A 20,470-nucleotide genomic window follows, 5' to 3' on the forward strand; every position below is an offset into this window, starting at 1 on the left:
AGTGGTGTTCCGGTCGGCCCCCCTTCCGCTTCCCAAACTCCATCATATGTACGTATGATCTCCATATGACCGCACACAGGAGGTGCGTGTGACCACCACCGAGACCCCGCCCACCGGCGACCCGTCCCTCAGCGACGACCAGCTCCTCACCGCCCTGTCCGACCGCCTCGCCGCCCACGGCTCCCTCATCGCCGCGTTCGACGAGACGCTGCGCCCATTCCTGGCCGCGCTGCGCGCCGACAACGAGCGCCTGTACCGCGAGGCCCGCGGCTGGCACGACACCTGGCAGGCCCTGCTGAACTCCCGCCGGCCCGCGTCCGTCCCGGACGTGCTGACCGACTCGCTGGCCCAGTGGCTCGAATCGCGGGGCGTGGCGATCGTGCTCGACGACGGGGACGGCGAGGAGCAGCCCGTGGCCCGCGTCGACATGGACCCGGCCACGCTGCGGGTCCTGGCCGCCGCGCTGCTCACCGACGCCCCCGCCCTGCACCGCACCCCGGCCGACGACGAGATCGCGGGCCTGCTCGCGCTCGTCGAGGACTACAGCGCCGCCTACGGCGAGCAGCGGTCCGCCCGCAACCACACCCGGCCCGTGCCCACGGCCGACGACCTGGCCGCCGCGCGGGAACGCGACCCCGAGGCCGACGCCGACCCCGACGCGCAGCCCGAGTGGCCGCCCGTGCCGGCGGGCGTGCGGGACTTCCGCAACGGCGATCCCGCCACCGGCATCAACGAGCGCGTCCGCCTCGACGTCGACGGCGTGCCGCACGTCGTCACCACCCGGTCGCTGCGCCGCCCCGCCGAGCCCGCCACCGGACAGGCCGGGGACGGCGTGTCGTGAGCACCCTGACCAGCACCACCGTCGGGTGCGACCGCCTCGGCTGCGAGGAGTGGGAACCGCGCGCCGACACCACCGCGGGCCTGGCCGCCGCCCGCCGCAACGCCGCCCAGTTCGGGTGGACCGTGCGCCGCGTCGACGGGCACGACCGCGACCTGTGCCCGGACTGCACCCCGCTGCCCGACCCCGAGTTCACCCCCACGACCGAAGGGAACCCTCGTTGACCAGCGACCCGACTGCCGAGCCGACGCCGCCGCGGCGCGAGCCGAACTGGGGGCCGATCGAGCGCCTGGCCCCGACCGACCTGCTGCCCGACCTGATGTGGATGGGCACCCTCGTCCACGGCGACCGGCGCATCGAGCAGTACAAGCACCGCGACAGCCGCCGCTACGTCAACGTCGACCAGGACGGCGGCACGTGGAGCGTCACCGTGCCCGCCGATGCCCCGGCCGACGCGCCGCCGCTGGTCGAGCCGGTCGACGCGGACCGGGCGCTCGCCCGCCTCACCGACACCGCCTGACCCGGCCCGCACCACACGAAAGGGGGAGAACACCCGTGTCGCACACCAGAGCAGCCACCCGATCCGGTACGGATCGAGCCGTGACGGCCGTGGTGGCGTGGGTAGCCGGGCTCGCCGGGCACGCCGCCGGCGACTACCTCGTCCAGTCCGGGCCCGACGCGATCCGCAAGCAGGACCACCACCTGCCCGTCGACCCGGACGACCCGCGCCACCAGGCCGACGACCGCGACCCGGAGACCCGCCGCCGCCACGGCCTCGTCGCCCTGGCCCGCCACGCCGTCACCTACGGCCTCACCGAGGCCGCGTTCCGCTCCGTCACCTACCGGCTGGTGGGGATCAGGGTGCCCTGGCGGGCGCAACTGGCCGCGCTGCTGCTGGAAACCGGACTGCACGCCGTGATCGACGACGGCCGCCTCGTCCGGTGGATCGCGTCCCTGTCCGACAGCGAAGGCTTCCTCGACCTCGACAAGTACGGGGTGCGCGCCGGCCGGATCTTCTTCGACCAGGCCACCCACACCGCCGCGCAGATCCCGGTCGGCGCGCTGCTCACCGCCCACCTGACCCACCAGGCCAGCACGGGCCGCGACCCGGCGGACGGCCTGCGATGACCCCCACCCCGGGCGACGCCGGCCGGCTCGCCGCGCACGCGCCACGCCTGGCCGTCGGTCACGAGGCGATCCGCCTGTTCCGCAGGCACCTCGCCGCGGGCCTGCCGCCCGGTGACGCCGAACGCGCCGCCGTCGCCGAACTCGCCGAGCGGCTGCGCCGGGACCAGCCCGCCGAAGCCACCGCGCTCACGGTCGAACTGGTCGTCGTGGCCCTCGACACGGGCGACCCGAAACTGCTGCTGCTGCCGTCCGGCTCGTGCGGCGGGCCGGTCACGCCGCAACGCGCGCCGATCCTGCCGGTGCGCAGCGTGCGGTACGGCGAGCAGCCCGAGCAGGTCGCCCTCGACCTGCTCGGCGACGTGCTACCCGGGCAGCCGGGCGTCGCGCGGCCGGTGCACCTGGAGCCGACCGGCGTGTACGAGCACGACGACCCGGCCGGGCTGCTGTCGTTCGGCTACCTCGTCGTCGTGCCCGACCTGCCGGTGTGCCGCGAGGTCGACGACTGGCGACGCCTGCTGGTCGTGATGCCCACGCAGGCGTGTTTCACCGGCGGGCAGCACCGCGTGCTGCTCGACGCGCGCACACTGTTCGACAGGTGGGTCGGCGATACCCGGCCGGCCCGCTATGACGGCTACAGCGACCCGCTGGTGTCCACCAGGGCGCCGGCCTACCGCGAGGTCCACGACCCGCGCACCCTCTGACCGACCGGCCGCCGCACCGGCGGCCGGTGATCCCCGACCCGAGACGCGAAGGACGAACGACGATGGCACTTCCCGTACTGACCGACGAGCAGCGCGCCGAGAACCTGAAGAAGGCGCAGGCCGCCCGTGCCGCCCGCAGCGCCCTGCTCGACGACCTCAAGAACCGCCGGACCACGCTGCGGCAGGTGTTCGAGCTGGCCGACCGGGAGCCCGACGGCGTCGCCGCGAAGACCCGGGTGGCGGCCCTCGTGCGGGCGCTGCCCGGCGTCGGCGACGTCGGCGTGCAGAAGGCGATGGAGTCCGCCGAGATCGCCGCCAAGCGCAAGGTGCGCGGTGTCGGCGCGAACCAGCGACGGATGCTGCTCGCCGCGCTCGACACGCTGCTGCCCACCGTCGACACCGGTGTCCCCGCCCCTGGTGGGCAGCCGTCCGGCGTGACCATCCAGTAGTCGCGGCCCATGCCGGCCGTGCTGTAGCGCAGCCGGTGCCGCACGACGACGCCCCGCCTCCTGTGGAGAGCGGGGCGTCGTCGTTGCGGCGCGAACCGGAGCCGGCCTTTATCGTCCCTGCCGCCTGTGCCACACCGCCGCTCCCGCCAGCAGTACGAGAACGAGCGCACCGACCAGCGCCGCCTGGGCGACGTCGAGCATCAGGTCGGAGTCGTCGCCGAACCGGGTGATCAGCCAGGCCGCCGCGCCCAGCCCGGCCAGCGTGCCCAACGCCGCCGCGATGCCGGCGAGCGTGCGTTCGGCGCGGCTCAGGCGCGGGTCGGACGCCAGGTCGCGTGCCCCTTCGCGGATCTTCCTGAACACGGTCCTCCCTCGGTCAGGCGAACGGGTGGCGCCTGGTCAGCGGCCTGGTGCCGCCATTGCGCAGCCACTGGCCGATCTCGGTGAACGCGTGGTTGAACCACCACAGCGCGGCCAGCGCGCCCACCGTCACGGTGACCAGCGACGGCCACCAGCCCCACAGCGGGCTGTCGGTCAGCCACATCAGCAGCAGCGTCGCGGCCAGCCACACGCCGCCGCCGATGAGCAGCCCGATCCCGAGGGCCTTCGCCAAGACGGCCGGGGCGGAGGTCAGACGGGTGGCGCGGCCGGGCGCGGGCCGGTCGACCAGATCCGCCCACGGCGCCTGCCCGGCCGGGAACTCCGGCATCACCGGGTCGGGCCGCCGGCGCTCGGGTTCCGGGTCGACGCCACCGGCACGTGGGTGGTCGCGGCGGGTCGGCTGATCGCCGGCGAACGGGTCGCCGAGGAGCCGGTCGCCAGGGAACCCGCCGGGCGGTGTGGCCGTCGCGGGCTGCGGGGCGCGGGCGGCGGCCGGGTCGCCCAGCGCGGTGCCCAGCCAGGCGTCCAGGTGCGACTGCTGCGCGTCGAACCACGCCATGCGCTCGGCCACCACCCGCTCGTCGCCGGTGGCGCGGCGCACCATCCGCTCGAACTCGGCGCGGGTCTTGGTGCGCAGCTCGCGGTGGCCGGCGTGCTCCTGGTCGAGCATGGCCTGGAGCCACGGCGGAAGTCCCTGGCTGCTGGTCATGACTGCTACCCCTGCTCTCGTGTCGATGCCGACCAGTGTGGCGCACCGCGGGCTGGTCGTGCACGCCCGTGTGCGGGCCGGTGGGCGTCCTGGAACGTGTGCGGCGCCCCACCCCGCCAGGCGGGTGTGGGGCGCCGGTCGCGCCTGCCGGACGGGTCAGCCGAACAGGGTGCGGGCGAACACGATCAACTGCCCGGCGGCGTCGCCCAGGGCCTGCACGGCGCCCTGGACCTTCGCGGCGGCGGTGTTCGGGTCGTCGAGCACCCAGAACGCCGCCACCACGATGGCGACGGCCGCAGCAGCGCCCTTGGGGGTCTTCAACTTGGCCAGCACGGTTTTCTCCTCGGTGGTGCGGTGACGCGGTGGTGGGTTGGGGAGTGGCGGTCGGCACGGACCGGCCGCCGGGTGGTGCGGGGTCAGAAGACGTCGGGGCCGTTCATGACGGCGTCGGCGTCGGCCTGGACCTCTTCGGGGTCCGGCTGCTCGGGGGTGGGGGCGTGGTGCTTGGCGTACCACTTCGCGCCGCGCTTCTGGCCGACCAGGACGACCAGGTCGCGGTGGGCGAGGTCGCGCAGCCGCTCCAGCACGGTGCCGCGCTTCGGGTCGCCGGGCATCTCGTCGACGAGCTTGCCCATCGAGCAGCCCTTGCGGCCCTGCCTGCCCAGCACCGCCAGCGCGGCCACGGCGATCGGATCGTCGTCGGCGAACCGCTTCGGCGCGGGCGCCAGGTCCGCGACCTGCCGCATCGTCACGTCCTGCGGGACTTCCGCGACCAGCTTCTCCAGGTCGGCCATGTCCTTGTCGAACGCGGCGAACTGCTCGTCCATGACCGCGGTCCACTTCGCGCCGCGCTGCTCGCGGACGTCCGGGTCGTCGCCGAGGGGAATGCCGTAGCCGGCGAACACCTCCGCCGCGTCGAGTTCCTTGCCGATCATGTCGTCGTCCTTCGCGCTGGTGCGGGTGGTGTCATCCGGGGTCGCGTCGGCGGTGGTGATGCCGGCGCTGCTGGTGGTGCCGTCGAGGTCGGTCAACCCGGTGCACGAGAGTTGACCGCTCATCAGCGCCGCCAGCCATTCGGTGTTCGTCCTGATCCCGGCGAGGATCGCGTCCTCCTCCTGCTCGTTGCGAGGCGGCAGGACGATGACGGGGGCCGCGACGTTCGCCGGGGTCATCAAGGGGTTGTCGGGGATCACGGTGGAACGCTTGGCGTAGGCCTCGCCCGCGGCTTTCGCCGACACGGCGTCCAGCTGCGGCCGGAACGGGGCGTAGAGGCGGGCCACCGGCAGGATGTCGCCGATGTCGCCGTCCACCTCGTTGTCGCGCTCGCGGATGATGAACCGGCGGCGGTGCTGGAGTTCGCCGGTGAGGATGTTCTCCTCGACGGCCTCGCCCGGCAGGAACCGGGTGGCGTTGAGGTGCTGCACCAAGTCGTGCGACTCCAGCGCGTAGGACATCTCGTTGCGGTTGCGGACCTTCATGCAGGTGCGGTGCGCGAAGTTCGCGAGCAGGTTGGAGAAGCCGTAGCCGTAGGTGTCCTGGGTGCCGCGCTGTCCCCAGCAGGACAGGGAGATCAGCTGCGACCGGGCCTGCTGGCCGAGCCGCGTCAGGTAGATGTTGATCTGCTCCTGGCCGAGCAGCCTGTACAGCTCGGGCAGCTCGTCGATGACGATGCGGATCATCGGCGCGAGGTTCGGGGTGACCAGCGAGCCGGAGTTGAACGCCTCGCCGCGGGCGCCGGCGACGGCGACGGCGGCCTTGAGCATCGCCAGCGCCTCTTCCGGCGTGGTGGCGAGCCAGTCGATGCACGAGCCCCAGTCCTTGACGTGCTTGCCCTTCTTGAGGGACACGTCGATGGCCCACACGATCACGTCGCGCTTGGGCATCAGCGAGCAGATTTCGCTGTTGATGTCCGTGGTCTTGCCCGAGCCGGTGAAGCCCACGCCGAAGTGGTGCAGCGCCCCGTAGTCCTTGCGGTACAGCTCGGCGGTCGCGGGCCGCTGGTCCTCGGTGACGCCGGTGTGCACGGGGTTGCGGATGGTGTCGAACCCCGGCATGTAGGGCGCCAGGTGCTCGGGGATGGGGCGGGACTCGCCGGCGACGGCGCTGTTGACCAGCTCGGTGATCTCGGCCAGGTGCTGCACGATCGGGTGCAGCAGCGGCTTGGACATGTCCCACTGCTTGCGCCAGATCACGCGCACGGTCACGTGGTTGACGTCGTCCTCGTCGTCGAGGATCGTCACCGCGCCCTGGCGGGTGCGGCCCGGCAGCGCGCCGGCGATCTTCGGGCCGAGGTCGCGGAACGTGTCCAGGGTGAGCTTGGAGCCGGACAGGTCGACGTGGTGGTCCATGCCGATCGGGGACATCTCGGCGTTGTGCACGACCTCGCGGTGGAACATGCGGGCGCCGTCCGCGCCCGACTTGGCCAGCACGCCCTGCTGCGGGTCGTTCCACTCGTCGAACGCGGGCCGCTCCTGCAACTCGGGCTTGCGGACCTTGCGGACCTCGGCGGTGCCCATGTGGGAGAACAGGGCGGCGACGACGCCGGCCAGGCCCAGTGCGGGGTCGATGCCGAGCAGCATGGCGGCCAGGCCCCACGCGCCCGCGCCGGCGGCGTGCCAGGCCACCGCCTTCTTCTCGTTCTCCGACAGGTCGCTCATCCACGTGGTCGCCCCGACCACCACGCCCGTGCCGCCGGCGATGAGCGCCCCGTAGGACGGGTCGACCTCCTGGGCGGCCAGGACCGCGGCCAGGGTGGCGGCGTTGATCGACAGCGGGCGCCCGTGGTGGCGATTGCGGTGCGCGAACGCCACCAGCTTCCTGCGCGTGGTCCGGTTGGCGGCGGCCGGGGCCGCGCCGGCACCGGAACCGCCGGTGCCGGCGGCCTTCTTGCCGGTCTTCGCCTTCGCCTTCGCCATGACGGTCGCGTCCTCTTCCTGATCGGCCCGTGCGGGTCGGTTCTCGAGTTGGTTGGTCGGAGACGGCCCCACCCGGCCCGCCCGCGGCGCTGCGGGGGTCCGGACGGTCGGGTCCTGGTCCCGTGCGGGTCCGGGTGGGACCGCCACCGGTCAAACAGCCGATGAACAGCGGTTATCGGCTGCCGGGGAAGAACGAGCCCTCGTTGGCCATCGTCCGGCCGCGCAGCGGCGCCGGGTCGATGCGGTCCTGGTACATGGCGTAGAAGTCCCGGGCCGAGCCGGCGATGAGCTGCCCGGTCGTGGCCAGGGCCGGCGCCGCCAGGTAGAGGTGCTGGAGGGCGAGTGGGTCCATCCGGTAGCGGATGTCCATGCGCAGGGCCAGGCCCAGCGTGAGCTCGGAGCCCAGCCGCAACGCGTTGGCCGTGCCCACGAGCGTGTAGAGCCAGTCGTGGTAGGTGTCCGGCTCGACGGCGTTGAGGTTCCTGAAAGCGGCGTTGAACTGCTGAACGGCGAGAGCGCCCGACATGGTTGGTCCTTCCGTGCTGTGGTTGTGCGTGGCCCCGCCGGTTCCGGCGAAGCCGCTGTTCCCGGCGGTGGCGCCGGTGGTCCTGGTGGTCGCGGGCCGTGTGGCCGCCGGCCCGGCGGTGGCGGTCGCCGCAGGAGGGCTCCCCGCAGCAGGGCTGCCGGCGCCGGCCGGCCGGCGGGCCGGGTGGTCGGGCGGCAGCGGGTCGGTTCGGCCGACCGTGCGCGGCGGCACCGGCGGTACCGGCGGCGGGGGCGTGGTGGTGGCGCGGGCACGGGCGATGGCCGCGTTCTCCGCGTCGATGGCCGCAGCCCACTGCTCCGCGGTCGCCTCCGCCTTCTCCGCCCGACCCAGGTCGGTGCGGGTGACGCTGCCGCGCTGCGACGCCTCCACCGTGCCCTTCGGCGCGACGTAGGCGGCGACCCGCATGATCACGCGGGCCTTGCGCCGCTTGCCCTTCGCGTAGGCGGTGGTCGCGGCGCCGGTCGCCTTCGCCGCCGCCCGCTGCCGGGCGACGCGGGTGGCGTTGCGGGCCCGCGCCCGCGCCTGTGCCGCGCGGTCGGCCGCCGCCTGCCGTGCCTGCTTGGTCGCGGCCTTGCTCCGCGCGCGGGCCTTCGCCGCCCCGGCCGCGGTGCGCTTCTTCGCCTTCGCGGCGGTCGCGCGGGACTTCGCCGTGGCCTTCGTCGCCGCCGTGCGTGCCTTCGCGGTGCCGCGGCCGACGGCCGCCGCCGCCGCGGGGCCGTAGGCGGTGGCGTAGGCGTCGATCTTGCGGCCGGCGTGCCCGGCGACCTTGCGCACCACCGGCGCGGCCTTGCGGTAGGCGCGGCCGGTGTGCTTGGCGACCTGGCGGCCCGCGATGTAGGTGCCGGCCACGGTGACGACGGCGGTGCCGGCGACGGCCCTGGTCACCACGGCCGCGGCCCGGCCGGCGACCTTCACCTTGCGGGTGACCTTGCCGCCGGTGACCGGGGTGCGCTTCTTGTACACCACGGACTTCGCCTGCTTCGCGCGGTGCTTGACGTCCTTGCCGAACTCGACGACGGCCTGCTCGGCGCGGGCCAGCGGTGTGTCCAGCTTGTACACGCCGGGCCGGCGGGTGCCGAGGTACCCGGCCGGGGGCGCGGTGGTTCCGGCGGCCACGGTCACGCACCCCCGCCGAGCAGGAGCACGACCCGGCCGACGCCGGTGGTGACGACCGTGACCAGCACCGCGACCAGGACCAGGCCGAGCACGGCGCGGCCGATGCGGGCCGGGTCGTTGACCGTGACCGCGGTCTGCGCGGCCAGCCACGAGACGAGGTCGAGGCCGACGGTGACGGGCACGACCACGGCGTGCACGACGCTGTGGCCGACCTTGCCGAATACGCTGCTCGCGTTCGTGGCCCGCTGCTTGGCCAGGTCGAGCTTGTCGGCCAGCGGCGGGGGCGCGTCGTCGGGGTGGCGGGGGTCGATCAGGCGCGCCGAGATCCGTGCCGCGCTCCAGGACACGCCCTGCAACCCGGTGCCCACCAGCAGCCCGACCACGCCGTAGACGCGGTAGCCGCCGCGCTTGAGCGGGTGGTTGAGCGCCTGGCAGCGGGCCGGGTGCTGGCCGCGGACCTCGCGCAGCACGGCGGGGTTGAGTGCGGCGTAGTCGCGGGGGATCCAGCGGTTGGCGTCCGACAGCCGCGCCTTCCGGCCCTGGGCCTTCGCTGCCGTGGTGGCCGGGTTGTCGGTGGCCGACGCGGCGACCGCCTCGGCCGCGGCCGGGGTGATCGGCGCGGTGCGCGCGGTCTTCTCCGCCGCCTTCGCCGCCGCCGTGGCCGGGTCGTCGACGTCGACCGGCGGGGCTCCCGCGAACCCGGTCGCCGCGAATGCGGCGAACTGGTCGGTGGTGATCTCTGTGCTGGTGTCGGTGGACATGGGATGGGGTCTCCTCGGGCCGAAAGCGGGAGGTGTCGCCGTGGGTTGGGGGGTGTTTCGTCGGCTCCGGTGCCGCCACCGCCCCGACCCGTCGGGGGGTGGTCGGGCCGGTGACGGCCCGCAATCGACGAAACGCGCTGGTCATGCGTGGTGGGTGGTGGCCGGCCGGAAGGGGGAGGTCCGGCCGGCCACCGGTCGTGCGCCGCCCGGGTCAGGCGGCCGGGTTCCGCTACTTCTCGATTCCTTCGAGGATGCTCATGCCGGCGATCACGGCCTGGCCCTCGCGGACCGGGGCGGTGGGCTGGAACTCCTTGAGCGTCTTGACCGTGCCCGACAGCGACGGCAGGCCGTTGGGCTGGAGCTCGCCGCGCAGGGTGCCCGCCGCGCGGCGGAGGCCGATCTCACGCACCTGCCGGAACAGCTTCGCCACCTCGGGGGACAGCGGGCCGACCGGCGCGGACATCTGCGCGTCGAGGACCAGGTCCAGCATGGCGTCGTCGTACTTGCGCACCAGGTGGCCGCCCAGGCGCAGCGCGCACGCCAGCGCGCACGGCACCCACAGCCACAGCGGCACCGCCTTCCACTCGTTCAACATCATGTGGGGCACGGTGTTGAGGGCGACGGCGACACCGAGGAACAGCACCTCGTAGCGCCACTCGGTGTCGCCGAAGCGCCGGTGCAGCCACGCGCTCATGCCGGTCGCGGCGGGCGCGGCCTGCTCGCGGGCCCGCAGACCCTCGGTGACCACGATCGACAGGCGCGCGAGGAGGATCAGCGCCAGCGGGATCGTCGCCAGCGGCTCCAGGATGCCCAGTGCGAACCGGCCGAAGCTCCAGGCCGGGACGTTGAGCAGGCGGCCGACGGTGTCGGAGACGTTGTAGGCGCCGCCGGCGACCGCGATCACCGACACCGCCACGAACCCGCGCACCGTCAGCGCCCGGCGGCGTGCTTGAACTGCGAGTTTCTTCGTCGCGTCGGTGTGCTCGCGCAGCCGCTCGTTCGCCTCGGCCGCAGCCTTGGCGTCCTTGCCGCGCTGCTCGGCCTGCTGCTTCGCCGCCGCGTGCTCGTCGTCCTGCTCGATGACCGCGATCTCGGCCTCGTGCCGGATGCGCCGCAGCGTCGCCTCATGCTCGATGCGCGCCTGCTCGGCCTTGGCCTCGACCTCGGCGCGGCGGACGGCCAGGTCGACCTCGGCCAGCTCCCGCTCGACATCGATGCGGGCCGCCTCGATCCTTTCGTCGACCTGGCGGCTGAACAGGCGCAGCGCCTCCTCGCGGCGCCGCTTGTCCTCGTGCTCCTCCCAGGTCATCGCGCCGCTGAGGGCGGCGGCGCCCTGCTTCGCGGCCACCTCGTTGGCGTGGACGATCGCCGCGTCCAGCTCCCGCGGGTCCGGGATGCCGCGCAGCAGCGCGCTCGCCGGCTGCTGCGGCTGCCCGTACCCCTGCTGCCCGTAGCCGCCGGTCTGCTGCGGCTGCCCGTAGACGGGGGACGGGCCGTAGGCGGGCCGGTCGGGCGCGGTCGGCCCGCCGGTGAACTGCGCGGACGCCTGCCCGAGGCCGGCACCGCCCTGGTAGGGCAGGTACCCGGCCGGGGTGGTGCCGTCGGTGCCGTGGCCGTTCGCCGCGCCGCCGTTCACCGGGTGGCCGTTCACGGCGCGCCCGTTGGCGTGGTGGCCGTTGATCTCTGTCGTGGTCATCGGGGGATGTGCTCCTGTCGGGGTCCGACCTGGTCGGGGCAGGTTACGAGCCGGTGGCGAGGTGGCCGAGGGCGTCCCACGCGGCCAGCTCGGCGGCCGAGGGCTCGACGCCGCCGGCCCCGGTGCGCGCGGCGGTCAACTCGTCGATCACGGTCAGGGTGTCGCGGGCGTACGAGGCCAGCAGGGTGCGCACCTCGCGGTCGAGTTCCAGCAGTTCACGGTCGGTGGGCTCGGTGGGCCGCCAGTCCTTCTTGCGGCCCTCGGCCATCGCCAGCAACTGCCGCACGCTCGGGTCCTGGCTCGTCGGGCGCGACGGGCGCGGCCAGACGGCCTCGTGCTCGGCCGGCCTGCGAGCGGCCGAGCGGACGGACACCGGTCGGGTGGTCGTGTCGTTCATCCGGGATCTCCTTGATCGTCGGGGTCGTACTCTACGCGGCGTAGACCCCGCAGGGCTTTCATTGCAATGAACACATTCCACGTGACGTATGTCAAGGCGAAACGGTAGATTCCTTGCAAGGAAGCACACGATCGAGAGAGCGAGTCCCCCGTGGCCGACCCCGCCTACCAGCGCATCGCCAACCGACTCCGCACGGACATCAGCCGCGGTAGGTGGAAGCCGGGCGCGAAGCTGCCGCCCCACCCCGAGCTCGCCGCCCTCTACGGCGTCTCCGTCACCACCGCGCGCAACGCGGTGCTGGAGCTGGTGAAGGAGAACCTGCTGTTCACGGCCCACCGGCAGGGCACGATCGTCCGCAACCGGGAGGTCCTGGACCACGTCGTCACCACGTCGCTGCTGCCCGACCGGCCCGCCTCGTCGAGCACCGACGTGTTCGTGGAGGTCGTGCGCCGCGCAGGCCGGGCGGCCGACAAGCAGTTCTCCATGTGGGCCGAGCCCGCCACGCCGCGCGTCGCCGGCTGGCTCGGCCTGACCGCCCCGGACGACTGGGTGGTGGTGCGCCGCGTGGAACAGATCGTCGACGGCGAGACCTGGGGCGTGGAGACCTCCTACTACCCCCGTGAACTGGCGCGACTCTGCGGTCTCGACGTGCCGCACGACATCCCCGAGGGCACCACCCGGCGCATGGCCGACCGGAACCACGGCGAGACCTCCTGGGTCGACCTCAACACCACCCGCCCCGCCGGCCGGGAGGAGGCCGAGCTGCTGCGCATCGCCGTCGGCACCTACATCGAGGACCGCGTGCGCATCGGCGCCAACCACGAGCAGATCACCCGCGCCACCCACGTGGTGCGCACCGCCGACCGCAACCGGGTCATCTACGAACTCGGCGACCGCACCGGCATCGAGCGCATCAACAAGGCTTTGACCAGCGCGAAGGTCATCGGCCGCACCGAGGGCCAGGCGCACGCCGACGCGCCCGCGGTCGACGTCGACCCGGGCGACACACCGGGCGCGGGCGAGGACGCGTGAGCATCCGCATCCGCCGCGCCACGGCCGACGACGTCCCCGCGATCGTCGACTGGCGCCGCCAGGCCGCCGCCTGGCTCGCCGCGCAGGGCTCCGACCAGTGGTCCGACGCCGGTCTGTCCCGCACGGCGTTCACCGACCGCGTGCACGCCTCCATCACCCGCGGCGAAACCTGGATCGCCGAACTCGACGGCCGCCCCGTCGGCACCATCGCCGTCGACGACCACGCCGACCCCGGCCTGTGGACCCCCGATGAACTGCGCGAATCCGTCATCGTCCACCGGATGATCACCGCGCCCGGGGTGCGCGGCGCCCGCACCGGCGTCGGCGAGGCCCTGCTCGACCAAGCCGACGCCGTCGCCCGCGACCGCGTCCGGACCTGGGTTCGGCTCGACGCCTGGACCACCAACACCCGCCTGCACGACTACTACCGGGGCCGCGGCTTCCGCCTCGTGCGCGTCGCCGACCCCACCCGCCCGTCCTCCGCCCTGTTCGAACGCCCCGTCCCGGTCGCCCCGCGCCGACCGGTGACGGTCCACGTCGAGGACCCGACCGCACCGGCCGTGAAGGACACGCGATGAGCCGGGCCGGCGATTTGCAAAACGAGGGTCTAGGCTCGCTCTCGGTCCCCACCACCCGCAACACCGCCATCACGGAGTGTCACATGACGCAGCCCTCGGTCACCATCGGCGAGTTCAACGCGAACATCAGCCGCAAGCTGGGGTCGGTCTACCACTCCGGCGAGGCGTTGCCGATCACCAACAGCCGCCACCCCGGCGACTACGTCGTGGTCGCGCCGACCTGGCTGTGGAACGCGATGGTCGACGCCCTCGGCGGCCCGGACGGGCTGCGTGAACTGCGCGAACAGCACCAGCTCGCGCTCGACGTGCACGGACAGGAGCGCGCGGCATGATCACCTAGACGAAGCACCCCGTCGTGGTGGGGGCGTACGGCGCTTGGCGAATCGTGGCCGGCCGTGGGCGCACCCGCGCCGTAAGGCCACCCTCCCCATACCCAGGGAGACGACGCCACCACGACAAAACAGCACTTGAACAGCAGAAACGCCCCGGACGTCAGGTTTGGCCGCCTTCGTCGCCCGGAGCGTTTCCCCCACTGAAACACGTGACCGGCCTGCTAAGGACCGGACACCACGCTGTGATGCGCGCGCTTCCGTGATCCTAGCGGAAGTCGGGCGCTGTCACACCTGGCGTGGTGTGTGACACCGAACCCGGCGGTCACGTGTCCCCAACCCAGGGATACAGGCCATGACCAGCGAAAACACGCCACCCGACGACCCCGTACGCGGTACCGACGACCTTCGACGCCTTGCCGTCGAGACCGGTGACCGATTCACGACCCTGCTGCTCGACCCCACGATCGACCCCACGATCGACCACACCACGTTCCGGTGCCGTTACCTCGCCGAGAGCAGCGGCACGGTCAAGATCGGCGTGTCGGCCGATCCGACCCGCCGGCTGGCCGCGCTGCGGGGCGCGAGCACCGCGGACCTCGCCCTGCTCTGGCACACCGAGGACGGCCGGGACCTCGAACGCGACCTGCACGAGCGCTTCGCCGACCGGCGGGTGCGCGGGGAGTGGTTCGACTTCGCCGGCCGGGACGCCGTGGCCGAGTTCGCGGCGGCCGTGCGCCACCAGCGGTCCGTCCACAGCCCCGACAGCGCCATGACCAGCACGGACGCCCCGGAGGACGCCCGTACGTCCCGGACGTCGCCGCTGCGGGCCGAAGGCGGGGTGCGCTGATGCAGCGGCTGCGCAGCCTCCACCCTGAGAAGTACACCCCGGTCAGCAACACCGCGATGGACCGGCTGCCCGACCTGCTGTCGCTCGGCCTGCTCGCCCACGTCCTGCGCCACAAGGACGACTGGGACTTCAAACTGGCCAAGCTGGTCGAAGAGAAACCGGGTTTGACCAGGCGCGACGCGTCCAAGGCGCGGGCCACGTTGATCGAATACGGGTACTACGTGGTGGTCAAGTACCGGCACGACCACAAGGGCCAGTTCGCCACCGACGTGTACCGGGCGGCCGAGCCGCACACCGACGAGGACATGGAGCTGCTGGCCGGCCGGTACAAGCCCGGCTCGTACACCCAGATCCCGGTGCTCGACCGCAACGGCGAGGCCGTGCGCGACGCCCGCGGCGTCCTGGTGCAGCTGCCCGCGACGATCACGTGGGCCGTGATCGAGTCCTGGCGCGGGGAGGAGCAGGTCCTCGACGACGGCGCCCTCACCCCGTACGTGCCGCGCAAGAAGGACCCTTCGACGGACAAGCGCCGGCGCAGGACGGCCACCGCCGACGAGGCGGCCGAGGACCCCGCCGACGGCGCCGGAGACGCGCCCGAACTGCCTTTCGAGCCTGTGGACAACCCGCCCGCGAAGCCTGTGGACAACTCCCCCGAAGAGGGGCCGGGGCACCCCCGCGCCCGAGATACCGAATCCGGTACCTCGGTGCGACCTGCGGAAACAGGCGTTGTGGCTGGTGGCTCCGAGGTACCGCTTTCCGACACGTCGGGCACCCGACACGTCGGGAGGCGGGAGGTCTTTAAGAAGACCAGTGAGAACACGATCAAAAAGACCAAGACCAACCCAGGGGGGCCCGCCCCCCTGGACCCCCCGACCCGAGCGACCCCGGCTGACGCCGGGGCCACTCGGACCGAACAACCAACGCAAGATCCGTACCTGGTCGACCACGCACCCAAGTTGGGAAGTAACCACCCACACGCGGGCGCGCAGAGCGAGGCATCCGCGGGCACGAGCCACGGCCCGGACGGCGGCAGCGGTTCGGCGGGCGGGTGGCGGGCGGCTCCGGCCGGGGTCGACGTCGACCGGTGGGTGGCGGCGGTGCACGAAGCCGACCACTGCCGGGACCTGGCCGGGCCCGATGCGGCCGACGCCCTGGTTGCCGAACCGGAGTTGGCGCGGGAAGAGGTCGAGCGGCTGATCCGCGCCCACCACCCGGAGCTGCGCCAGGCGACGGTGATCGCTCGGGCGATCAAGCTCCAGGCCGCGTTGCGGAAGCTCACGATGCTGCGCGAGGGGCGCGGGGTGCCACGGCGCGGACCCGGTTCGCGGGCCGCCAGGCCGGCGCGGCGGCCGGTGGTGCCCGAGCCGGTGAAGGCGGCGGGGTGATCCGCCGGCCGGCTGGAAACGGCCCGAAACGGGGCCTGTACGGCACGCAGAGCCGCAAACCGGCGGCTCGGCACCCGTCACACACCCCCGGACCGTCTCAGGGCGTCTCAGGGCCTCCGGATGGATCATTCGACGCACCGGCGGCGGGCGCACGGAAAGGGTCCGTCCGGGCGCTGAGCGGGCCGCTGCGCGGCGCGCGGCGAAGGGCCGGCGGTTCCCCGCCGGCGGGCGCGGCGCGCGGCTCCAGGGCGACCTCGGCCGGCCACTCCGATGATCGACGACGAGCGGCCGGAGTGGATCACCCGGTGATCCACTTCCGTGCTTCGGAGCGGGTCGTCGGCACCGCCCCGGCGGTGCTCCCGACGGTCGTCGTGGCGGGTCGGTCGGACCCCGTCCGGTCACGGTGCGTGGCGACGAGGGGTTTTGCGCGTTTTGCACACACGGGAATGTGCATATCGAGGGCGACTATCGCGCAGGCCCGCGCGGGCGGGCGCAGACGCGCGCGTGCGCGCGAAGAGAGGCGCGGGCCGACCGGTTTGCCTACCGCCTCGGGGTGGCCGGTTATGCGCATCGGGGTCTCCGCGGTGACCGATGCGCAAAACGGCGGGGTGCCGGATGCGCATATCGGGCACGGTGGGTGACGGGCGGCGACCCGAACGGGTGGCCGTGCAAACCGGTTGTAAACCAACTTGACATAAGCTTTGCAAGTTACTTTAATGTGGGGTGTGACGACACGGAAAACCCCCTTCGCCGAGGAGACCTCCCAGCGCGTGCTGGCCCTCGTCGCCGAAGCCCACCCCGACCTCATGGACCGGGTCCGGGCACTGCGCGCCGTCCGCGCCGCGATCAGCGCGGAGATCAAGAATCAGGACCCGAAGGCGGTCGCCGAAGGCCTCGCCGCGGGCATGAACGACACCAACCTGGGGACCGCGATCGGCGCCAGCCACTCCCACGCGAGCGGCCTCCGCAAGGCCCTCACCGCCACCCCCGACAACCCCTCCGGCACCACCGCCGACAGCGTCCCGACGGCCTCCTCGACAGCCGCCCCGGACACCCCGACCACCACCTCCTGACCCCGTCCGCCCGACCCTCCCGACCCTCATGAAGGAGCCCGCCGCCATGCGCCAGGACGCCGCCGTCACCGCCCTCACCGCCGCCGTCACCAAGCACTTCCCCCAGGACGTCGCCGACGCGATCACCGCCGACGAGGACTTCTTCGCCGCCGTCGCCAGGTACGCCGTCCGCGACCTCGACGCCGACACCCCCGAGGACTTCGACCGCCTGGTCGCCGCCGTCGCCAAGGACACCGAGGACCACACCCTGGACTGGCTGGCCGACACCGCCGAGTCGCCCACCGGCTGGCTCAAGAGCCGGCTCTGACCCGCCCGCCGACCCCATGACCAGGAGCAACGCCGTGTCGCTCACCCACGACCCCCAGGCCATCCGCGCCTCGCTGCTGGCGGCCTTCGACGACCTGTTCGGCAGCCCCATCACCCGGGCCCTCGCCGACTCCCACTGGTTCGACTCCACCGTGCAGACCTGCGCCGAGCACGGCGTGCACCTCGCCGAGACGACGGCGCTCGTCATGGCGCTGCGCACCGGCTCCACCGGGGCCGAGCTCCAGCGGCTCGACACCTGCGACCCGGACAAGGTCGGCCTGTGGTTCAGCATCGCGATGGACAGGCACAACCCCCACCGCCGCCCCGGCCGGCACGACCGCCTCGGCACCGACAACCCCTTCGACCTCTGACCCGACCCCCGAGCCCCGACCCGACGGCCTACCCAGACCGCCCGTGAACTGGAGAAACACGACATGAACGCCCTTCCCCCCGGCGACGGCGCACAGCCCGGCGACGCCCCCGAGCCCGAGCGGTTCGGCTGGCAGCCCGCCGCCGACCCCGACGAGGCCCTGGCGATGCTCGCCGACGCCTACCAGGGCGCCCGGGACCGCGCCGCCGGCCGGCACCTGCCCACCGGCGCCGAGCTGATCGCGCTCCTCGACGAGGAGCAGCCCGACGCCACGCCGCTGGGCTCCGGCCTGCTGTGGACGGTCGCCGGCGACGACACCGTGCCCGACCGCCGTGCCTCCGACCACGTCGCGCCCACTCTCGCCCAGCTCCTCGGCCGCGCCGCCGACCTCGTCGACACCCGCGCCGCGGGCCCCGACGTGCCCGCCCACCCGCCGGTGCTGGTGCAGTTCAGCAGCCGCCTGCTCACCGGCGAGACCACCGAGGTCAAGCAGCTCGCCCACCACCTGCTCGACCGCGGCCCCCGGCACGGGGTCACCCTCGACGTCACCCGGCCCGCCGACGAACTCCTCCTCGTCGACGGTGTCGCCGCCCTCCGGGACGACCTCGGCGACACCGCTCCCGACGGCTACGACTCCGGCATGTCCGCGCTGGTCACGCGCTTGATCCAGGAGAGCGTGGAGCAGGGTGAGGAGCTGTGGATCGTCGCCGGCGACTTCGGCGGCGCGGCCACGCACGCCGCCGGCCTCCAGGCCGCCGACTTCGGCGAACTGCTCCGCGAGGCGCAGCGCCTGGTCGACGCGCGCCGCGCCCACGACTGGACCGACACCGACCCGGACATGAAGAAAGTCCACGTCGCGTTCAGCCTCGCCGTGCTCGGCAACTCCACCCCCGCCGACCGCGACGCGCTCGTCACGCTGTCCACCCAGGCCGTGTTCGCGCAGGTCATCCTGCGCCCCGTCGTCTCCGTGCGGCCCACCGGCACCGCCGAGGAAGGCGAACTCACCGACACCTGGTCGGTCACCAGTCGCGGCGTCGAACTGGCACGCGTCGAGGCGACGACGATCGAGGAGGCCGGTCGGAAGGCACGGACGTACCCACAGGTACACGCGGCCGACCAGGCCGAAGGTGGCATCTCGCTCCGTAGGCTCCGCACAAACGAGCTGGGGAAGGGGACCGGCGTGCACGGCGACGTCGACCCGACCACGGCGTTCCGGCCGATCGACCTCACCCGGCCCGTCCTGGACCAGCTCCGGTCGCCCGGCCGGGACGACGAGCGCCCCGGCGAGACGGCGTGACCGGGCCGATGACCAGCGACGACACCACCCGGAGGCGCCGTGTGCGGTGGCGCGCCCTGGACCCGTTCTCGCGGCGGCAGCTGCTGCTGGGCGTCGCCCTGTTCGCGGTCCTGGTGACCGGCATCCTCACCGGCCGGGTCGTGATGGCCTGGCTGGCGCTGGTGGCCGCGATGCTGGTGCTGCACGACGAGACCGCGCACGCGGTGCGGCGCACCGTGCTGCGGCTGCCGCCGCGCCGCCGGTTCGAGCGGCTGCGGTACACCGCGCTGCTCGTCGGGTTCGCGGTGGCGCTGGGCGGCGTGGTGGCCGACGAGACGATGGTCGCCTGGGTCGGGGTGGTCGGCGGCCTGCTGCTGCACACCCCGGTCCCCTGGGCCGCCGCCCGCGGCCTCGCCCGGCTCGTCCGCTGCGCCCTGCGGCACCGCTCATGACCAGCACGAACCACACTTCAGGGAAGGTGAACCGATGAGGCGACTCAAGCGCCTGGTCCGCCGCGTGGCGCGGCGGACGACCCGGCGGGCGGTGCACACCGCCGTCGCGGTGGGCGGTGTCGGCTCGGCCGGGACGACCGCGACCACGCTGCTCGCCGACGGGCCGACGTGGCTCTACCCGCCGTCGCTGGGCGGCAGCGGCCTGGCCGGCATCTACCTGCTCGTGCTGTTGACGCGGCGGGGACGGCTGTGACCGGCCGGAACGTGCCGCGCGACGAGGCGGCGGAGGGTGCGCGCGGGGTGGGGCGTCGACCGGCCCGGCCGCGCCGGCGCACCCCGCTGGGCCCGTACCGGGTGTTCTGGCTCACCGCGGTCGGGGCGTTCGTGGCGGCCGGGCTGAACGCGGCGTCGCTGCTCGACCCCGACGCGCCCGCCTGGTTCGGCCAGGCGGCGCTGGCGATCATGGCCACGATCGGTGTCGGGCACCTGCTGCGCGCGGGCCTCGGGCGGGCGTGACCAGCGCGGACGTGGTCGCCTGGGCATGGAGCGGCCCGGAACGCTGACCTCGACAGTGAGCGTTCCGGGCCGGGTTCTCCCAACCCTCATGGAAAGGAGGACCCCAGTGTGTCACGTCCCGGTGCGCGCCGGCCCCGGAAACCGGGGAACCGTCGGGTGCGGCGTGCGCGTCGCGCCCGGCCGGCCCCGCGGGCAGGCCCTCGGAAGCGAGGAGTCGGCCCGCGTCGCCTCCGTCGGGTCCACTGCGCGCACCACCCCAATGCACACCTGCATCATATGTACATATGATGTAGGTCGCGCTAGGCTGGTGGAACACCAGCACCACCACGATGACCAGCACGAACCGACCCGAGGAGCAACCTCGTGACCACCGACACCAGCACCGGGACCACCGCCGACTCCGGCACCACCGACTCCGGCACCACCGACTCCGGCACCACCGACTCCGGCACCGCGCCGGTGCGGATCTTCCTGGACACCGACGCGATCACCGCCACCGCCCAGGCCCTCGCCCGCGACGCCGGCTGCCACTGGGGCGACCAGAGCACCCGCCTGAAGTTCACCGGCACCGCCCACCTGGCGCTGACCACCTACCTGCGCAACACCACCCCGCCCGGCGTGTTCACCACCGCCCCCGACGCCTGACCGCCCTCACCCCTGGAACA

At 73.4% G+C, this 20,470-nt stretch carries 26 protein-coding genes and 1 pseudogene; 19 read left to right on the forward strand and 8 right to left on the reverse strand.

Annotated features, from left to right (window positions below; translation table 11 throughout):
- Positions 1–88: 88 nt before the first annotated feature.
- The 6 genes and pseudogenes from AB0F89_RS37470 to mihF all read left to right on the forward strand — a co-directional run.
- On the forward strand, positions 89–841 hold the full coding sequence (locus AB0F89_RS37470; RefSeq protein WP_367139533.1) for a hypothetical protein: 753 nt from the start codon (positions 89–91) through the stop codon (positions 839–841).
- The gene (locus AB0F89_RS37475; RefSeq protein WP_367139535.1) at positions 838–1,062 is read left to right on the forward strand and encodes a hypothetical protein; all 225 of its coding nucleotides are present in this window, start codon (positions 838–840) and stop codon (positions 1,060–1,062) included. Before AB0F89_RS37470 ends, AB0F89_RS37475 begins: the two co-directional genes overlap by 4 nt.
- Positions 1,059–1,358, forward strand: a complete 300-nt coding sequence (locus tag AB0F89_RS37480) for a hypothetical protein (protein WP_367139537.1) — start codon at positions 1,059–1,061, stop codon at positions 1,356–1,358. The genes AB0F89_RS37475 and AB0F89_RS37480 overlap by 4 nt, the downstream gene beginning before the upstream one ends.
- A gap of 80 nt (positions 1,359–1,438) precedes the next feature.
- Positions 1,439–1,966, forward strand: coding sequence for a hypothetical protein (locus AB0F89_RS37485; RefSeq protein WP_367139539.1), 528 nt, complete (start codon positions 1,439–1,441; stop codon positions 1,964–1,966).
- Positions 1,963–2,667 (forward strand): hypothetical protein, encoded by a 705-nt coding sequence (locus AB0F89_RS37490; protein WP_367139541.1) that lies wholly within the window; start codon positions 1,963–1,965, stop codon positions 2,665–2,667. Before AB0F89_RS37485 ends, AB0F89_RS37490 begins: the two co-directional genes overlap by 4 nt.
- A gap of 62 nt (positions 2,668–2,729) precedes the next feature.
- Positions 2,730–3,032, forward strand: a pseudogene (gene mihF, locus AB0F89_RS37495) (integration host factor, actinobacterial type); the annotation flags it as partial.
- Between the two features lie 192 nt (positions 3,033–3,224).
- Here the strand turns inward: mihF and AB0F89_RS37500 are convergent.
- From AB0F89_RS37500 to AB0F89_RS37535, 8 genes are all read right to left on the reverse strand, one after another.
- Entirely contained in the window at positions 3,225–3,479 is a 255-nt protein-coding gene (locus tag AB0F89_RS37500) for a hypothetical protein (RefSeq protein ID WP_367139543.1), read from the reverse strand.
- A gap of 13 nt (positions 3,480–3,492) precedes the next feature.
- Positions 3,493–4,206, reverse strand: a complete 714-nt coding sequence (locus AB0F89_RS37505; protein ID WP_367139544.1) for a hypothetical protein — start codon at positions 4,204–4,206, stop codon at positions 3,493–3,495.
- 156 nt (positions 4,207–4,362) lie between these two features.
- Complete coding sequence (locus tag AB0F89_RS37510) at positions 4,363–4,539, reverse strand: hypothetical protein (RefSeq protein ID WP_367139546.1); 177 nt, start codon at positions 4,537–4,539, stop codon at positions 4,363–4,365.
- An 83-nt stretch (positions 4,540–4,622) separates the two neighbouring features.
- Entirely contained in the window at positions 4,623–7,121 is a 2,499-nt protein-coding gene (locus AB0F89_RS37515) for a hypothetical protein (RefSeq protein ID WP_367139548.1), read from the reverse strand.
- A 172-nt stretch (positions 7,122–7,293) separates the two neighbouring features.
- Positions 7,294–8,784: a hypothetical protein gene (locus AB0F89_RS37520; RefSeq protein ID WP_367139550.1), complete on the reverse strand. Its 1,491-nt coding sequence runs from the start codon at positions 8,782–8,784 to the stop codon at positions 7,294–7,296.
- A gap of 2 nt (positions 8,785–8,786) precedes the next feature.
- Positions 8,787–9,545, reverse strand: coding sequence for a hypothetical protein (locus tag AB0F89_RS37525; protein WP_367139552.1), 759 nt, complete (start codon positions 9,543–9,545; stop codon positions 8,787–8,789).
- 229 nt (positions 9,546–9,774) lie between these two features.
- On the reverse strand, positions 9,775–11,241 hold the full coding sequence (locus AB0F89_RS37530; RefSeq protein WP_367139554.1) for a hypothetical protein: 1,467 nt from the start codon (positions 11,239–11,241) through the stop codon (positions 9,775–9,777).
- Positions 11,242–11,284: 43 nt separating this feature from the next.
- Complete coding sequence (locus AB0F89_RS37535; protein ID WP_367139556.1) at positions 11,285–11,638, reverse strand: hypothetical protein; 354 nt, start codon at positions 11,636–11,638, stop codon at positions 11,285–11,287.
- Positions 11,639–11,788: 150 nt separating this feature from the next.
- Here AB0F89_RS37535 and AB0F89_RS37540 point away from each other — a divergent pair, with 150 nt between their 5' ends.
- The 13 genes from AB0F89_RS37540 (at position 11,789) to AB0F89_RS37600 (ending at position 20,450) form a co-directional block, all read left to right on the forward strand.
- Positions 11,789–12,670, forward strand: a complete 882-nt coding sequence (locus tag AB0F89_RS37540) for a GntR family transcriptional regulator (RefSeq protein ID WP_367139558.1) — start codon at positions 11,789–11,791, stop codon at positions 12,668–12,670.
- A complete protein-coding gene (locus AB0F89_RS37545) occupies positions 12,667–13,248 on the forward strand; it encodes a GNAT family N-acetyltransferase (protein WP_367139560.1) in 582 nt (193 codons plus the stop codon). Before AB0F89_RS37540 ends, AB0F89_RS37545 begins: the two co-directional genes overlap by 4 nt.
- 83 nt (positions 13,249–13,331) lie before the next feature.
- Positions 13,332–13,580 (forward strand): hypothetical protein, encoded by a 249-nt coding sequence (locus AB0F89_RS37550; RefSeq protein WP_367139562.1) that lies wholly within the window; start codon positions 13,332–13,334, stop codon positions 13,578–13,580.
- A 352-nt stretch (positions 13,581–13,932) separates the two neighbouring features.
- Positions 13,933–14,427 (forward strand): GIY-YIG nuclease family protein, encoded by a 495-nt coding sequence (locus AB0F89_RS37555; protein WP_367139564.1) that lies wholly within the window; start codon positions 13,933–13,935, stop codon positions 14,425–14,427.
- Positions 14,427–15,812, forward strand: coding sequence for a hypothetical protein (locus tag AB0F89_RS37560; RefSeq protein ID WP_367139566.1), 1,386 nt, complete (start codon positions 14,427–14,429; stop codon positions 15,810–15,812). The genes AB0F89_RS37555 and AB0F89_RS37560 overlap by 1 nt, the downstream gene beginning before the upstream one ends.
- 725 nt (positions 15,813–16,537) lie before the next feature.
- The gene (locus tag AB0F89_RS37565) at positions 16,538–16,885 is read left to right on the forward strand and encodes a hypothetical protein (protein WP_367139568.1); all 348 of its coding nucleotides are present in this window, start codon (positions 16,538–16,540) and stop codon (positions 16,883–16,885) included.
- A 28-nt stretch (positions 16,886–16,913) separates the two neighbouring features.
- Positions 16,914–17,192 (forward strand): hypothetical protein, encoded by a 279-nt coding sequence (locus AB0F89_RS37570; RefSeq protein WP_367139570.1) that lies wholly within the window; start codon positions 16,914–16,916, stop codon positions 17,190–17,192.
- 34 nt (positions 17,193–17,226) lie between these two features.
- Positions 17,227–17,562, forward strand: a complete 336-nt coding sequence (locus AB0F89_RS37575; protein ID WP_367139572.1) for a hypothetical protein — start codon at positions 17,227–17,229, stop codon at positions 17,560–17,562.
- 63 nt (positions 17,563–17,625) lie between these two features.
- The gene (locus AB0F89_RS37580; protein ID WP_367139573.1) at positions 17,626–18,858 is read left to right on the forward strand and encodes a hypothetical protein; all 1,233 of its coding nucleotides are present in this window, start codon (positions 17,626–17,628) and stop codon (positions 18,856–18,858) included.
- The gene (locus tag AB0F89_RS37585; protein WP_367139575.1) at positions 18,855–19,289 is read left to right on the forward strand and encodes a hypothetical protein; all 435 of its coding nucleotides are present in this window, start codon (positions 18,855–18,857) and stop codon (positions 19,287–19,289) included. The genes AB0F89_RS37580 and AB0F89_RS37585 overlap by 4 nt, the downstream gene beginning before the upstream one ends.
- Before the next feature lie 34 nt (positions 19,290–19,323).
- Positions 19,324–19,542 carry a hypothetical protein gene (locus tag AB0F89_RS37590; protein ID WP_367139577.1) on the forward strand — a complete coding sequence of 73 codons (219 nt, stop codon included), beginning with the start codon at positions 19,324–19,326 and terminating at the stop codon, positions 19,540–19,542.
- Positions 19,539–19,805 carry a hypothetical protein gene (locus AB0F89_RS37595; protein WP_367139579.1) on the forward strand — a complete coding sequence of 89 codons (267 nt, stop codon included), beginning with the start codon at positions 19,539–19,541 and terminating at the stop codon, positions 19,803–19,805. The genes AB0F89_RS37590 and AB0F89_RS37595 overlap by 4 nt, the downstream gene beginning before the upstream one ends.
- Positions 19,806–20,168: 363 nt before the next feature.
- A complete protein-coding gene (locus tag AB0F89_RS37600) occupies positions 20,169–20,450 on the forward strand; it encodes a hypothetical protein (protein ID WP_367139581.1) in 282 nt (93 codons plus the stop codon).
- The last annotated feature ends 20 nt before the right edge of the window (positions 20,451–20,470 follow it).

Source organism: Saccharothrix sp. HUAS TT1 (genome assembly GCF_040744945.1).
GTDB lineage: Bacteria > Actinomycetota > Actinomycetes > Mycobacteriales > Pseudonocardiaceae > Actinosynnema.

Bases quoted from the DNA above. Each gene is read 5' to 3' on its own strand.
- AB0F89_RS37580 (WP_367139573.1), top strand. From the start codon at position 17,626: ATGAACGCCCTTCCCCCCGGCGACGGCGCACAGCCCGGCGACGCCCCC.
- AB0F89_RS37555 (WP_367139564.1), top strand. From the start codon at position 13,933: ATGACCAGCGAAAACACGCCACCCGACGACCCCGTACGCGGTACCGAC.
- AB0F89_RS37490 (WP_367139541.1), top strand. From the start codon at position 1,963: ATGACCCCCACCCCGGGCGACGCCGGCCGGCTCGCCGCGCACGCGCCA.
- AB0F89_RS37515 (WP_367139548.1), bottom strand. From the start codon at position 7,121: ATGGCGAAGGCGAAGGCGAAGACCGGCAAGAAGGCCGCCGGCACCGGC.
- AB0F89_RS37530 (WP_367139554.1), bottom strand. From the start codon at position 11,241: ATGACCACGACAGAGATCAACGGCCACCACGCCAACGGGCGCGCCGTG.
- AB0F89_RS37505 (WP_367139544.1), bottom strand. From the start codon at position 4,206: ATGACCAGCAGCCAGGGACTTCCGCCGTGGCTCCAGGCCATGCTCGAC.
- AB0F89_RS37560 (WP_367139566.1), top strand. From the start codon at position 14,427: ATGCAGCGGCTGCGCAGCCTCCACCCTGAGAAGTACACCCCGGTCAGC.
- AB0F89_RS37550 (WP_367139562.1), top strand. From the start codon at position 13,332: ATGACGCAGCCCTCGGTCACCATCGGCGAGTTCAACGCGAACATCAGC.
- AB0F89_RS37535 (WP_367139556.1), bottom strand. From the start codon at position 11,638: ATGAACGACACGACCACCCGACCGGTGTCCGTCCGCTCGGCCGCTCGC.
- AB0F89_RS37525 (WP_367139552.1), bottom strand. From the start codon at position 9,545: ATGTCCACCGACACCAGCACAGAGATCACCACCGACCAGTTCGCCGCA.
- AB0F89_RS37590 (WP_367139577.1), top strand. From the start codon at position 19,324: ATGAGGCGACTCAAGCGCCTGGTCCGCCGCGTGGCGCGGCGGACGACC.
- AB0F89_RS37570 (WP_367139570.1), top strand. From the start codon at position 16,914: ATGAAGGAGCCCGCCGCCATGCGCCAGGACGCCGCCGTCACCGCCCTC.